The following is a 13,335-nucleotide window of genomic DNA, read 5'->3' on the forward strand; positions in this document are numbered from 1 at the left end:
GACGGCACCACGTGCGTCTGACCGACCCGGCGTCGGCGCCGGGTGACCGCGCCCCTGCACGCACTGCCCCGCCACCCGCGCCAACGGGCCACCGCACCGCCCGGGCCACGAGGCGGACCGGGTCAGCCGGCGTTGCCGACCTTCAGCAGGGCACCGGCCAGCGGCGCGGCGGCGGCGCCGCCGTGGCCGCCGGCCTGGACCTCGGCCGCCACCGCGAGGTTGTCCCGGTAGCCGGTGAACCAGCTGTTCGGCTCCTGACCGCCGACCTCGGCGGTGCCGGTCTTGCCCGCCGCGTTCGGGATCGAGCCGAGGGCCGCCGTCGCGGTGCCGCTCTGGACGGTGCGGCGCATCATGCTGCGCAGGCCGTCGAGGGTCGCGGCGGAGAGGCTGCGGGCGGCCTTGGGCTGGGCCGTGCCGGGCACCAGGATCGGCTGGCGGAAGGTGCCGCTCTTCACGGTGGCCGAGACCGAGGCCATGGCCAGGGCGTTGGTCCGGATGCGGCCCTGGCCGATGTAGGAGACGGCGATCTGCTCGCCGTTGGTCTCGACCGGCACCGAGGTGTCGTAGGCCGGCAGGCCGGCGTCCCAGACCATGCCGAGCCCGAACACCTCCTTGGCGAAGACCGGCAGCGAGTTCGGCTTGAGCCGGTCGCGGGCGGCGTCCAGGAAGGCGGTGTTGCAGGACTGCGCGAAGTCGTCCTTGAAGGTGTTGCCGGGGCGGGCGCCGTCGAAGTCGTTCGGCACCGCCCGGCCGCCGGGCACGGTGGTGGTGGGCGGGCAGGGCAGCGGGGAGTCCGGGGTGAGGCCGGTCTCCAGCAGGGCGGCGCCGGTCACCACCTTCATGGTGGAGCCGGGGGCGAGGGTGGCGCCGAAGGCCCGGTTCTGGCCCTGGGGCGGGTTGTTGGCGAAGGCCAGCACGTTCCCGGTGCTCGGCTCGATCGCGACCACCGAGGCGGGGCCGGACTGCTTGGCGACGGCGGCCTCGGCCGCCCGCTGGAGGTCGGCGTCCAGGGTCAGCCGCTGCGGCTCGGCGGACTCCGAGGCGGTGATGGTGAAGAGCTGCACGGGAGTGGACGGCGAGCCCGGCACGCTGGCCACCACGGCCCGCCCGTTCTTCGGCGCCGACTCGGTGCCCTTGAACCGGATCTCATTCAACACCGCTGCCACCGAGGGGAATTCGGTCACCGGGCGGCCCTTGCGGTCCACCACCTTGGAGGGTGCTCCGGAGACCGACTGGACCGAGAGCGTCTTGGCACCGTCGAGCTTGGGGTGCACCACGGTCGGGGCCCAGTGCACCACCGCCTTGTCCTTGCCGGCCTTCACCATGGTCAGCGTGCCGTCGTACTCCCACGGCGCGCTGGCGCCCTCCAGGGTGACCTTCGCCCGGAAGGTCAGCGGCAGCTCCGTCCCGGCGGTCGGCTTGGCGGCGGTGTCCGGGCCGCCGACCGTGAGGGCGACCGAGGTCGGCTTCAGCACGTCACGGAACTTGGCCAGCGCGGCGTTCGCCGTCTCCGGCTTGTCGGTGTGCTGCCCGGCCTCCTCGTAGTCGCCCTTCGCCCAGGCGGCCAGGAAGGCCTGCGCCCCGGCCGTCGCCTGCTGCGCGCTCGGCGGCTCGGTGGGCGCGGGCTCCGGGGTGGGGGCGGCCTTGGCGGACGCCGGCCGGTCATCGGTGGCGACGTCGCTGATGAACGCGTAGGCGGCGTAGCCGCCACTGGCGAACATCGCGGCGGTGACGGCGGCGATCCCGACCTTGACTCCGGTGTGCATGCTGTGGGTACTCCCCTTCGAGGGCGGTCGTCAGAAGTTTCGGTGCGGACCCGGCGGCGGGTCAGTCTCGGGGCGCCCAGCTGGACGCGTCGCCGATGGCGAGCAGTTGATCGGAGGTCAGCATGGCTTCTCCGGGCCGGACTTCGGGGCCGGTGGCGGCGTAGGCGGCCATCAGCACCCGGCGGCCGTCGGCCCGCAGCAGGTCCACCACCCAGCGCGGGGCCGCGCCGGAGCCGACGGTCACCAGCACCCGGCTGCCGTCGGACCGGAGCTCCCCGCCCCGGTAGCGCTCGACGTACGTGGCGAGGTCCGCCCGGTGGTCCTCGACGGTGACCTCCAGCAGACCGCTGCTCTCGGCGCCCTTGACGGTGAGCCGGGCGAGCGGCTCCCCGGTCGGGGCCGACGGGACGGCGATCAGTCCGGGCGGCATCAGGCCGGAGGCGACGCTCGACACCATCGCGTGCGGAAGGACCGTCACACCGCCCTTCGCGGTGGCGGTCGCCCCGCCTCCCGGGCCCCGGCCGACCACCGGGAGGTCCGCCAGCACCGGGTCCCAGGCACCGGACCTCAGCGCGGCCGTCAGCTGGGCGACCGTCAGCGGCGGCGCGGGCCTGCTCACCGGGACGCCCTTGGAGACGGGCGCGTTCCACTCGTCGATTCGGACCAGGCGGCCGTCCTTGCCCGCCAGCACCGCACTCCAGTACTTGGTCTTCTCCCGGCCGTCCGGGTACTCCAGGCCCTGATGGACCCTCAGCAGCGACCCGTCGGCCAGCGTCTCGACCCGGCAGACCGCCGTCGGATCCACCTCCGCCGCCTTGCAGCCGAACTGGGAGCCGGTGGGCATCTGCACCTGCTGGGCGTGCCGGGACACCTCGACGGCGATCTGGGCGGCGCCCGCGCCGTCGTCGAACCGCGCCTCCACGAAGGTGCCGTCCCGCTCCATGTCCTGCTCCTCCATCCCGTGCACGTCGGTGAACGTGCCGGGCGGGAAGGCCGACTTGAGCGCCGCCACCACCCGGTCGGTCGGCACCGGCACCGGCCCGGAGGTCCGGCCCGAGCCGGGCCCGGACGCGGTGGCGCTCGGGCTGCCGCTGGGGGTGGCCGCCCCGGACGGCGCGGTCGCGGACGGGGTCGGCCCGCCCGCCGGGGCGGGCGGCGCGGTCGGACCGCCCGGCTGGGTGAACAGGTACGCGCCGCCGCTCACCAGCGCCAGCGCGGTCGCCACGCCGATCGCCCGTCCGGCCTGCCGGCGGCGCCAGGCGCGTCGGCCGCGGGCCAGCCCGGCCGACTCCAGACGGAAGGTCTCGGTGTGGAACGCCTCGCCGACCCGCGCCATGGCGAACGTCAGATCCTCTTCGAACTTCTGGTCACTGGACATGCGGAGTCCTCGTCACGGTGGTCGTGGTCCTGAGCGGGACGGGATCAGTGGTGGGCGAGCTCGGCGAGCGAGTCACCGAGGAGGTCGCGCAGCCGGGCCAGCGCCCGAGTGGTCCTGGTGCGCACCGCCCCCGGGGAGGACCGCAGCACCTCGGCGGTCTCCTCGATGCTCCGGTCCTCCCAGTGCCGCAGCACCAGCACCGCGCGGTCCTTCGGCGGCAGTTGGGCCAGCGCGTCCAGCAGGGTCAGCCGCAGCGCGCTGTCCGCGCGCGGGGCCCCCGTCTCGGGCAGCTCGGCGATCGGCAGCTCACCGCTCGACTTCCGCCGGCGGTGGTTGAGGAAGGTGCGGACCAGCACCTGGTGGGCGTAGGCCCCCGGGTCCTCGATCCGGGACCGGCCGGCCAGCCAGGAGTTCTGCCGGCGCCAGATCGCGTACATCCGGGCCAGCGTCTCCTGGACCAGGTCCTCGGCCAGGTGGGTGTCACCACCGGTCAGCAGGCACGCGGTCCGGTACAGCTGGGCCGTGCGGCCGGCCGTCAGTTCCAGGAACCCGGCGTCCCTGGCCTCTGCGGCCACGCGGTAGCCCGCCATCTCTCACTCTCCCCCTCGAACGGTGCTCACCTTTCAGAACCCCGGGACCGGCCGAACGTTACAACCGATCTCCGAAAAGTTTTCCGGATCATCACCTCCCCCAGTCGTTGAACGTTGAACTCCATGGCGGATTGCCGCCAGCTCCTCCCGCTCTCCCCCGCCAGGATCGGGGCAGAGCCGCGAACGACGCGGCCCGCAGGACGGAGGAGACGACAGTGAACGGTGTGACCAACGACGCAGTGGCGCTCGACGGCAAGGTGGCCCTCGTCACGGGTGGCAGCCGGGGGATCGGCGCGGCCGTCGCACTGCGGCTGGCCGAGGACGGGGCGGACGTGGTGCTGACCCACCAGGGCTCGGCGGAGGCCGCCGAGGAGGTGGTCGCGAAGATCGCCTCGATGGGCCGGCGCGCCCTGGCGGTCCGGGCCGACAGTGCCGACCCGGCGGCCGTCGAGGCGGCGGTGACGGCCGCCGTCGACCGGTTCGGACGGCTCGACATCCTGGTGAACAACGCCGGGACGGGTGCGGTCGGCCCGATCGGGGAGATGACGCCCGACCGGATCGACCACGTGCTGGCGGTGAACGTCCGCGCGCCCTACCTCTACGCCCGGGCCGCCCAGGCACACCTGGCCGAGGGCGGACGGATCGTCAGCATCGGCAGCTGCATGGCCCAGCGCGCCGCCTTCCCCGGCGGCACCCTCTACGCCACCAGCAAGGCCGCCCTGATCGGCCTGACCAAGGCGCTGGCCCGCGAGCTCGGCCCGCGCGGCATCACCGTCAACCTGGTCCACCCGGGCCCGGTCGACACCGCCATGAACCCGGCCGACGGCGACTCGGCCGCCTTCCAGCACGGCTTCACCGCGCTGGGCCGCTTCGGCAGCACGACTGAGGTCGCGGACGCCGTCGCCTACCTGGTGGGCGACGGCGCCCGCTACGTCACCGGAGCGGAGCTGGCGGTGGACGGCGGCTTCGCCGCCTGACCCCGGAGCCGGTCCAGGCCGCCGAGACCACGGAGCAGAGGAGAGGGAGGACCGCACACGGAACACCTGAATGGCAAAGCGCCTGCGAATGGCTCCTCAGTTCGAGTACTTTGACGCTCGGTCAGACGGGGGGCGCTCCTCCCAACGGACCCCTCGCGCTCCGGGGGGAGCGCACAAAGGGATACGGGGGGACAGACGTGTCGGCTGGAACGGAAATTCAGGACCCGGCAGCACTCGACCGCGCGGCCGCCGGCGCCCGGGAGATCGCCTGGCGGACGCAGACCGCCGGCGCCCGTCCGGCGGACGAGACGGACTCGGCCGCCCGGGCCTTCGGCGGCGGCACCTGGGACGGCGGGCTGAACGGGGCGCTGACCGGCGCGGCGCAGACCTGGTCGGCCCAGGTGTCCGCCCTCACGGCCGACTGCGGCACGTTCGCCGAGCAGTGCGACAGCACGGCGACGCAGTACCAGCGCGTCGAAGCCGACATCAGTCAGACCTTCCGCTCCATGGCGAACGGCTTCGGCTGAAGCCGTTCGCCCGCCACCACGGCGCAGGCCTGACAGGACGCACCATTTCACGGGGGATTCACCGAGCTCCGCCCGGACCCGGCCACCCTGCCGGAGATCGCCGTCGAGTCCGTGGAGCGCCTGCGCCGGGTCTGCACCTCGGTCGAGGTCACCGGCGGCCGGGAGATCGGCTCTGCGGAGGCACCCGGACTCACCCGGACGCCGGCCGTCACGGCGGTGGTCGGCGGTGTGGCCCGCGCACTCGTCCAGTCCCAGGTGTACCTGTCCATGCCGGACGTCGCCGACCCGCGCAGGCGGGCGGTGACACGCCTGGTGCTGACGGCCACCAAGACCAGTTCCCCGATGTCCTGGACGACTTCCGGGACTTCGTGAGCACCGTCCGCCCGGACTCGGCACACTGACTCCGCAGAGGGAGATTCCATGGGGCTCTTCGACAAGCTCACCGGTACCAAGCGACCCGCCGACGGTGTCGCCCCGCGGCCTGCGGCCGAGGTCTACCGGGCACTGCTCGGTCTCAACCGGCCCGACGTCCCGTACGTCATCAGGGACGGCCGCGCGGAGGGCGCCGACCTGGTGGCCGAGTGGCGCGTCCTGGACCCGGCCTGGCGCAACTTCTTCGTCGCCACCCAGGTAAGCCGGCTGTTCACCGTCCGCATGCTCCTGGTCCCGGAGAAGCACGAAGTCCGCACCCTCGACCAGCAGTTCGAGGTCACCTGGACCGCCGGCGGCATCCCCCATCTGGCCATCGCGGCCGAGGTCCAGCGCGGCCAGGTCCACCCGACCTCGAAGCGCTGGACGATCGGCGGGGGCGAGAACGGCGGCTCCGGTATGACCCAGACGTACGACTTCGACAGCGCCGACCTGAAGACCCCCTTGCAGGAGACCGTCCTGGGCGCCGGCTGGACGTGGCGCGCCGTGGTGAGCGGCAAGCTCTGAACGGTCGCCACCACAGCGGCCGACCACTCCGGCGCAACCCATGAACCACAGGGCCCCGGTGGGCGCGGTGCGACACCGCCGCCTCCGCCGGGGCCCTCGCCCGGTGCACCGCGCACGGAACCGCGGCAGCCGGACCGCTGTCCCCGGCAGACCGCTCCCCCGTCGCCACCACCGCAGCCGGACCGCGCCCCACCTGACCCGCCGTCACCCCGCGCCGGCTCCGCCCTCCGCCCCGTCCCGGGCACGGCCCCCGACCGCCCTGTCGAGTGGGCCTGCGCCAGGCGGCAGTTGACCCGGGGTCACGCTGACACCGGATCAGCACGCGCACGCCGCATCGACAGCACTGTAAAGATCACCTGCCGTATGCTGCCGGGACACCACCGAACACGCGAACGAGCCCGCGCACGGGCCGATGGGGAGACCAGCATGATGGGACCAGCGCACTCGCTGTCAGGCGCCGCCGCCTGGCTCGGAGTGGGCGCCGGGGCGGCACTCCTGGACCGGCCGATGCCCTGGCCGGTGCTGCTCGCCGGAGCGCTGATCTGCGCCGGCGCGGCACTCGCCCCGGACCTCGACCACAAGGCGGCGACCATATCCCGGGCCTTCGGGCCGGTCTCCCGCACCCTGTGCGAGGTCATCGACAAACTGTCCTACGCCACCTACAAGGCGACCCGGATGAAGGGCGACCCGCGCCGCTCCGGTGGCCACCGCACCCTCACCCACACCTGGCCGTGGGCCCTGCTGTGCGGCGGCGGCGCGGCTGCCGCCTGTGTCTACGGCGGCCGTTGGGGCGTGCTCGCGGTCCTCTTCGTGCACATGGTGCTGGCCATCGAGGGCCTGCTCTGGCGGCACGCCCGGGTCTCCAGTGACGTGCTGGTCTGGCTGCTCGGCGCGGCCTCCGCCTGGATGCTGACCGAGGTGCTGGACAAGCCCGGCAACGGCTCCGGCTGGCTGTTCGAGGCCGAGGGCCAGCAGTACATGTGGGTCGGACTCCCGGTCGCGCTGGGCGCGTTGGTGCACTGCCTGGGCGACGCGCTGACCGTCTCCGGCTGCCCGGTGCTCTGGCCGATCCCGCTCGGCCGCAAGCGCTGGTACCCGCTCGGCCCGCCGAAGGCGATGCGCTTCCGGGCCGGCAGCTGGGTCGAACTCAAGGTCCTGATGCCGGTGTTCGCCGCCCTCGGCGGCGTCGGCGCCCTCGCCGCGCTCCAACTGATCGGCTGACCGGCCCGGTTGCCGCGCCCCGCGACCCCGAGCGCCCCGTCAGATCCCCGAACTGGGGAGCAGCACGAGGCGGTCGGGGTCGAACGGCATCCAGCGGGCTTCCTCGCCGCGCCCCAACAGCCGTACCCGGCACCAGGACCGGCCGGTGGCCGGCCGCCACCAGCCGTTGATCCGCCCGACCGCCCAGTCTCCGTCCGCGAGGCCCACCTCCACCGGCTGGTAGGCCGGCTCGACCTCCTCCGCCGGAGGCTGCCAGGCACTGCTCGTCCGCGTGTCCGTCATCGTTCGCTCCCCGTCGGCCGGTCCCGAAAACTCTACACAGCTGTAGATGCCCACGAACCGACCTGACAAGCCATCCGCCGGACACCGTGCGGTACGCACCCGGGCTCCTCAGGAACGGGTGTCGAAATCCGGACTGCTGAAGTCCGGGCTGCTGTAGTCCGGCCCGCTGAACCCGGCCCCGCCCGCACCTCCGGCGCCACCCGCTCCCGTCGCGCCCGTCGCGCCCGTCGCGCCCGAGCGGACCGCCTCCCGCAGCACCGGGAGCATGCCGCGCTCCAGCATCGCCGCCCGCCAGCGCTGCCGCGCCTCCAGCACCAGCGCCTCGTGCGCGGCCGTGGCCGGCTCCCGGCCCTCCGACGCTCCGTCAGCCCCCGCACGCGAGGCGGCGACCACCAGGCCGAGCACCCCGGCGACCGCGCCCAGCACCGCCACCCCGGCCGCCACCAGGGCGGCGGACCGCAGCGCCGCCGCGACGCCCTCGGCCGAGAGGGCCCCGAGCAGCACGGCGAGCAGGAAGAGCACCACGGCCACCCCGCCGGCCACCGCCGGGACCACTACGACGGCCGCGCCGAGCGCCCCGCCCGCACTCCGGGCCGGCGGGGCGTCGGCTCCCGCCGGCCCGGCCGGGCCGGCCTCCCGCAGCGCCGCGTACTCCTCGTACTCGGCGGCGCAGGCGTCCATCACCGCCGCCGCCGCGCCGCGCACCGCGCTCCGCAGCGCACCGAGGTCAGCGCCGGTGCGCTGCACCGCCGTTCGCACCTCCGGCCGGGCCAGGGCCTGGACCAGGGCCTGCTCGAAGTCCCCCCGGTCCTGCTGGGTCAGCCGGTACTGCCGCTCCACGATCCCCCCGCCCCGGGCCGTCAGCCGACGTTGACGCCGTAGTCCAGCGCGATGCCGCGCAGACCGGAGGCGTAACCCTGGCCGATCGCGCGGAACTTCCACTCACCGCCGTGCCGGTAGAGCTCGCCGAAGATCATCGCGGTCTCGGTGGAGGCGTCCTCGGTCAGGTCGTAGCGCGCGATCTCCCGGCCGTCGGCCTGGTTGACTACCCGGATGAAGGCGTTGCGGACCTGGCCGAAGCTCTGGTTGCGCGCGTCCGCGTCGTAGATGGAGACCGGGAAGACCACCTTGGCCACCGTCGCGGGGACGGCCGACAGGTCCACCTTGATCTGCTCGTCGTCGCCGTCGCCGCCACCGGTCAGGTTGTCGCCGCTGTGCTCGACCGAACCGTCCGGGCTGCGCAGGTTGTTGAAGAAGACGAAGTGCTGGTCGGTGAGCACCCGGCCCGCCGCGTCGCACAGGATCGCGCTGGCGTCCAGGTCGTGGTCGGCACCCGTGGTGGTGCGGACGTCCCAGCCCAGCCCGATGATGACCGAGGTCAGCCCGGGCGCCTCCTTCGTCAGTGAGACGTTGCCGCCCTTGGCCAGCGTGACTCCCACGTCGCCCCTCCAGGTTCGCTCCGCCCGCCGGTCGAACGACGGGCACCGTACTGGCCTCCGAATCTACAGCACTGTAGATCGATGCGGGGCGGACGCCCACGGCCCCGCCCGCCCCGCCGCAGGCCGCGTGCTAATTTACGTCGCTGTAGATGACGGACCGACAGGACAGACACCGGACACCGTGGCGAACGACCTCATACCGGACCCCCTGACCACGCCGGCCGGACTGCGCCCGCGCGGCCTGGTCGATCTCAGCGGCGGCGGTGCGGTGCCGCACACCCTCGACTACCCGCCCGGCTCCGTGGTGGTGGTCTCCGGCCTTCCGGGCAGCGGCAAGAGCACCGCGCTCGGACGGTGGGCCGCAGCCGCCCCGGTGATCGACCCGCGCACCACCCACCTCGCCTGCGAGGCCGTGATGCCCGACTGGCTGCCGTACGCCGTCTATCGCCCGTGGGCCCGGCTGCGGTACTTCCGCCGGCTGCACACCAGCACCCGGGACGGCGCCGAACTGCTGGTGCACGACTGCGGCAGCCGCTCCTGGCTCCGCCGCCACCTCTCCCGCCTGCTGGCTCCGCAGGGCCGCGAACTCCACCTGGTCATCCTGGACGTGGGCGCCCCCGAGGCGCTGGCCGGCCAGCACTCCCGGGGCCGGTCGGCCCCGCGCCGCACCTTCGCCCGGCACCACCGGGGCCTCGGCCGGCTGGTCCTCGCCCTGCGCGCGCACGGCCCGGCCGCCGCGCCGGGGACCGCCTCCGTCACACTGCTCGACCGGGCCGCCCGTGACCGGCTCCCGCAGGTCACCTTCGGCCGGGTCTGACGCCGGTCCGGACACCGGGCCGGACGGCGCGCCCGGCACCGGAGGGGCCCCGCGCGCCGGGCAGGCGGGCGGGCCCCGGGGGTGCTGACGACGGGTCAGGCGACGCCGACCGCGCTCCAGGCCGCCGCCACCGCCTTGTACTCGGCGCTCGCGGTGCCGCCGTAGAGGTCCTTGGCCGCGTTCAGCGATGCGGTCCGGGCACCCTTGTAGTCGGTGGTGGAGGTCATGTAGACGGTCAGCGCGCGGTACCAGATCGCCGCCGCCTTCTGGTTGCCGATGCCGGTCACCGTCGAGCCGTTGCAGGTCGGGCTGTTGTAGGTGACGCCGTTGACGGTCTTGCTGCCGCTGCCCTCGCTGGCCAGGTAGAACCAGTGGTTGCCCACGCCCGAGGAGTTGTGCACGTCGAGCTGGCCGACCTTCTTGGTCCAGCAGTCGGCGGAGCGGCCGTCCAGCGAGGGCTTGTCCATCCGGCGCAGCCACGGCGGGGTGGACTGGTCGCTGAACAGGTAGTCGCCCTTGTCCACCGCGTTGCCCGCGTACCACTCGACCATGGTGCCGAAGATGTCGCTGGTGGCCTCGTTCAGCCCGCCGGACTCACCGCTGTAGCGCAGGTTGGCGGTGGCGCTGGTGACGCCGTGGGTCATCTCGTGGCCCATGGTGTCGAGGTCCACCTGCTCGGGGTCGGTGACCCCGTCGCCGTCGCCGGTCATCATGCAGAAGCAGCTGTCCGACCACTGGGCGTTGTCCCACTTGGTGCCGACGTGCACGAAGACCGTGGCGCCCTTGCCGTCGTTCTTGATGCCCCGCCGGCCGAAGGTGTTGAGGTAGTAGTCGTACGTCCAGGCGGTGTTGGCGTGGGCGTCGACGGCGGCGGTGGCGCGGTCGGTGGAGAACTTGCGGCCGTCGCCCCAGACGTTGTCGGCGTCGGTGAAGAGGGTGCCGGAGTTGGCGTTGATCGAGGAGGACGAGACGTTCTTGGCGTCCTTGGTGACGTGTCCCCGGGTCGGGTCCTTCAGCGCGTAGCCGCCGGTCTGCGCGGTGGTGTCGATCCGGACGTCGCCGGTGTACTCGGAGTGCCCGGTGCCCACCGCCTGGTGCTCGGCGGCGTAGGCCTCGATCTGCTCACCGGTGTCCGCGTCGGTGACCACCACCTGCCCGGCCGGCTGGCCGTGGTCGCCGACCCCGGCCACCGTGGTGCGCCAGGCCAGCCGCGGGGTGCCCTCGGCGGCCCAGATGACCAGCTCGGGGGTGGAGGTGGCGGCCGTGATGCCCTCGGCCTGCGCCAGCGCGCCGCTGGCGCTGGCCTGCGCCGGGACGGACGGCCTGGTCGACTTCACTTTGGGGTCGTGGGCCCTGCCGCGTGAGCTGTCCAGCAGCCCGCCGCGCGCGTTCTGATGGACCACCAGGTCACCGCCGACCACCGGCAGGCCCTGGTAGGTGCGGTCGAAGCGGACGTGCTGGGTGCCGTCGGCGTCGATGATGACGTCCTTGACCACCAGGTCCTGACCCGCGCCGAAGCCGAAGTCGCCGGGGTGGTGGGCGACGTTGGCCCGGGCACTGGCTATCGCGGCGTCCCGGCCGGAGGCGGCGGTCGCCGCCCCGGTCTGGAAGGTGACGGCGACGAGGGCGGCGGTGACCGCGAGGGATGCTGCCGCGAGGTGGCGGCGCTGCGAGGAGGTGGGGCTCACTCTGACTCCAGTCGGGGTAGCTGTGAAGAGCTGCGACAGAGCTTGACGGTGAGCTGCCAAGAATGGCCATGCCTGGTCGGATTTCTTGGTCAATCCTTTTCCGAAGATCGCCGAAAGCTTTCAACTTCCGTTCCGGACCGCCCTCTTGACACCACCTCCGGCCGGACGGTAGCGCGCCCGGAGCTCAGCCGGTGGTGCGCTGCGGCACGCCCAGCGGATTGCCGTCCCGCAGCTCCGGCGGGAGCAGCTCCGGCGGGACGTTCTGGTACGCCACCGGACGCAGCCACCGTTCGACCGCCGTCGCGCCGACCGAGGTCGAGCCGGAGGTGCCGGCCGGGTAGGGGCCGCCGTGGTGCATGGCGGGGGCGACCGCGACGCCGGTCGGCCACTGGTCCACCACCAGCCGCCCCACCAGCGGGCGCAACCGCTCCAGCAGGGCCGTCGCCGCCGGGCCGCGCTCGTCGGCCGCCAGCTGCACGGTCGCGGTCAGACTGCCGCCCAGGCGCCCGAGGGCCGCGCCGAGTTCGTCCTCGTCCCGGTAGCGGGCGAGCACGGTCAGCGGGCCGAAGCACTCCTCCAGCAGCTCACCGGTCAGCTCGGCCGCGTCCACCGCCAGCACCCCGGGGCGGACCGCGAGTCCGGACTCCCCCGTGGGCTGCGGCCCGGCCGCCAGCAGCACCCGCACGCCCGGCTGAGCGGCCCGCCGCCGGGCACCGGCCAGGAACGCCTCCCGCATCCGCAGGTCCAGCAGCGGCCCGGGCGGGACGGCGGCGGCCGCGCCGGTCAGCGCCTCCTCCAACCGGTCGGCACCGGCCGGGACCAGCACCAGACCGGGCTTGACGCAGAACTGGCCGCTGCCGAGGGTGAAGGACGCCGCCAGCCCCGCACCGATCTCCTCCGCCCGGGTGGCGGCGGCCCGTTCGGTGACCACCACCGGGTTGAGCGAACCGAGCTCGCCGTGGAACGGGATCGGCACCGGCCGGGCCGCCGCGAGGTCGTACAGGGCCCGGCCGCCGCGTACCGAGCCGGTGAAGCCGACCGCCGCCACCAGCGGGTGGCGGACCAGCTCGGGCCCGGCCGCGAAGCCGTGTACCAGCCCCAGTACACCTTCCGGGACGCCGACTTCGGCCGCCGCGCGGCGGAGCAGCCCGGCGCACAGCTCGCTGGTGGCCGGGTGGTCCGGATGGGCCTTGACCACCACGGGGCAGCCGGCCGCCAGGGCGCTGGCGGTGTCGCCGCCGGGCACGCTGAAGGCCAGCGGGAAGTTGCTCGCGGCGAAGACCGCGACCACGCCCAGCGGCACCTTCATCCGGCGCAGGTCGGGGCGGTTGAGCGCGGGATCGGCCCGGTCGATCGCCACGTCCAGGAAGGCGCCCTGCTCGACCTGCTCGGCGAAGGCCCGCAACTGGTAGGTGGTACGGGCGAGTTCGCCGGTCAGCCGGGCCGGGCCGAGTGCGGTCTCGGCGTCGGCGGCGGCGACCACCTGCTCGGCCGCCGCCGCCAACTGCCCGGCGGCGGCGCGCAGCAGGGCGGCCCGGACCACCCGGTCGGCCAGCGCGGGCCCGGCTACGGCGGCCGCCCGGACCGCGCGGTCGACCTCGGCCGGACCGGCCTCCACGGCGACCGCCCTCCCCGGCTCACCGGTCCTGGGGTCGTGGGTGCGGACGGGATCGGGCCGAACATCGGTCGGCTGCACGGGCGTTCCTCTCTACGG

The 13,335-nt window shown here is 74.0% G+C and carries 14 protein-coding genes; 6 read left to right on the plus strand and 8 right to left on the minus strand.

From position 1 onward, the window contains the following. Positions 1 to 122: 122 nt before the first annotated feature. The 3 genes from ACIRBX_RS26530 to ACIRBX_RS26540 all read right to left on the minus strand — a co-directional run bounded on the left by ACIRBX_RS26530 (position 123) and on the right by ACIRBX_RS26540 (position 3,734). A complete protein-coding gene (locus ACIRBX_RS26530; protein ID WP_402300135.1) occupies positions 123 to 1,766 on the minus strand; it encodes a penicillin-binding transpeptidase domain-containing protein in 1,644 nt (547 codons plus the stop codon). Positions 1,767 to 1,827: 61 nt separating this feature from the next. Continuing rightward, on the minus strand, positions 1,828 to 3,144 hold the full coding sequence (locus tag ACIRBX_RS26535) for a hypothetical protein (RefSeq protein WP_402300137.1): 1,317 nt from the start codon (positions 3,142 to 3,144) through the stop codon (positions 1,828 to 1,830). 44 nt (positions 3,145 to 3,188) lie between these two features. After that, on the minus strand, positions 3,189 to 3,734 hold the full coding sequence (locus tag ACIRBX_RS26540; protein ID WP_402300140.1) for a SigE family RNA polymerase sigma factor: 546 nt from the start codon (positions 3,732 to 3,734) through the stop codon (positions 3,189 to 3,191). A gap of 224 nt (positions 3,735 to 3,958) precedes the next feature. On the opposite strand from ACIRBX_RS26540, the gene ACIRBX_RS26545 reads away from it, so the two are divergent. From ACIRBX_RS26545 to ACIRBX_RS26565, 5 genes are all read left to right on the plus strand, one after another. Next, a complete protein-coding gene (locus tag ACIRBX_RS26545) occupies positions 3,959 to 4,711 on the plus strand; it encodes an SDR family NAD(P)-dependent oxidoreductase (RefSeq protein WP_402300142.1) in 753 nt (250 codons plus the stop codon). A gap of 197 nt (positions 4,712 to 4,908) precedes the next feature. Next, a complete protein-coding gene (locus ACIRBX_RS26550) occupies positions 4,909 to 5,238 on the plus strand; it encodes a hypothetical protein (protein ID WP_402300143.1) in 330 nt (109 codons plus the stop codon). A 111-nt stretch (positions 5,239 to 5,349) separates the two neighbouring features. Beyond that, positions 5,350 to 5,610 carry a hypothetical protein gene (locus tag ACIRBX_RS26555; RefSeq protein WP_402300145.1) on the plus strand — a complete coding sequence of 87 codons (261 nt, stop codon included), beginning with the start codon at positions 5,350 to 5,352 and terminating at the stop codon, positions 5,608 to 5,610. Positions 5,611 to 5,658: 48 nt separating this feature from the next. Next, a complete protein-coding gene (locus tag ACIRBX_RS26560) occupies positions 5,659 to 6,174 on the plus strand; it encodes a hypothetical protein (RefSeq protein WP_402300147.1) in 516 nt (171 codons plus the stop codon). A gap of 426 nt (positions 6,175 to 6,600) precedes the next feature. Next, the gene (locus ACIRBX_RS26565; protein ID WP_402300148.1) at positions 6,601 to 7,395 is read left to right on the plus strand and encodes a metal-dependent hydrolase; all 795 of its coding nucleotides are present in this window, start codon (positions 6,601 to 6,603) and stop codon (positions 7,393 to 7,395) included. 39 nt (positions 7,396 to 7,434) lie between these two features. On the opposite strand, the gene ACIRBX_RS26570 is transcribed toward ACIRBX_RS26565, so the two are convergent. The 3 genes from ACIRBX_RS26570 to ACIRBX_RS26580 all read right to left on the minus strand — a co-directional run bounded on the left by ACIRBX_RS26570 (position 7,435) and on the right by ACIRBX_RS26580 (position 9,116). Next, complete coding sequence (locus tag ACIRBX_RS26570) at positions 7,435 to 7,677, minus strand: hypothetical protein (protein ID WP_402300149.1); 243 nt, start codon at positions 7,675 to 7,677, stop codon at positions 7,435 to 7,437. Positions 7,678 to 7,785: 108 nt separating this feature from the next. Beyond that, positions 7,786 to 8,517: a hypothetical protein gene (locus ACIRBX_RS26575; RefSeq protein ID WP_402300151.1), complete on the minus strand. Its 732-nt coding sequence runs from the start codon at positions 8,515 to 8,517 to the stop codon at positions 7,786 to 7,788. A gap of 20 nt (positions 8,518 to 8,537) precedes the next feature. Next, a complete protein-coding gene (locus ACIRBX_RS26580) occupies positions 8,538 to 9,116 on the minus strand; it encodes a TerD family protein (protein ID WP_402300152.1) in 579 nt (192 codons plus the stop codon). A 181-nt stretch (positions 9,117 to 9,297) separates the two neighbouring features. Between ACIRBX_RS26580 and ACIRBX_RS26585 the strand changes: the two genes are divergently transcribed. Beyond that, entirely contained in the window at positions 9,298 to 9,933 is a 636-nt protein-coding gene (locus ACIRBX_RS26585) for an ATP/GTP-binding protein (RefSeq protein ID WP_402300153.1), read from the plus strand. 95 nt (positions 9,934 to 10,028) lie between these two features. On the opposite strand, the gene ACIRBX_RS26590 is transcribed toward ACIRBX_RS26585, so the two are convergent. Both ACIRBX_RS26590 and ACIRBX_RS26595 read right to left on the minus strand, forming a co-directional pair. Then, a complete protein-coding gene (locus tag ACIRBX_RS26590) occupies positions 10,029 to 11,621 on the minus strand; it encodes a M4 family metallopeptidase (RefSeq protein WP_402300154.1) in 1,593 nt (530 codons plus the stop codon). 184 nt (positions 11,622 to 11,805) lie between these two features. Beyond that, a complete protein-coding gene (locus tag ACIRBX_RS26595) occupies positions 11,806 to 13,317 on the minus strand; it encodes an aldehyde dehydrogenase (NADP(+)) (RefSeq protein WP_402300156.1) in 1,512 nt (503 codons plus the stop codon). Between the last annotated feature and the right edge of the window lie 18 nt (positions 13,318 to 13,335).

The sequence above is a fragment of the Kitasatospora sp. NPDC096147 genome (assembly GCF_044763225.1).
In the GTDB taxonomy this organism is placed as follows: Bacteria; Actinomycetota; Actinomycetes; order Streptomycetales; family Streptomycetaceae; genus Kitasatospora.

Excerpts from the sequence above, each read along its gene's own strand:
- ACIRBX_RS26530 (WP_402300135.1), bottom strand. The coding sequence starts at position 1,766 with ATGCACACCGGAGTCAAGGTCGGGATCGCCGCCGTCACCGCCGCGATG.
- ACIRBX_RS26565 (WP_402300148.1), top strand. The coding sequence starts at position 6,601 with ATGATGGGACCAGCGCACTCGCTGTCAGGCGCCGCCGCCTGGCTCGGA.
- ACIRBX_RS26535 (WP_402300137.1), bottom strand. The coding sequence starts at position 3,144 with ATGTCCAGTGACCAGAAGTTCGAAGAGGATCTGACGTTCGCCATGGCG.
- ACIRBX_RS26570 (WP_402300149.1), bottom strand. The coding sequence starts at position 7,677 with ATGACGGACACGCGGACGAGCAGTGCCTGGCAGCCTCCGGCGGAGGAG.
- ACIRBX_RS26560 (WP_402300147.1), top strand. The coding sequence starts at position 5,659 with ATGGGGCTCTTCGACAAGCTCACCGGTACCAAGCGACCCGCCGACGGT.
- ACIRBX_RS26540 (WP_402300140.1), bottom strand. The coding sequence starts at position 3,734 with ATGGCGGGCTACCGCGTGGCCGCAGAGGCCAGGGACGCCGGGTTCCTG.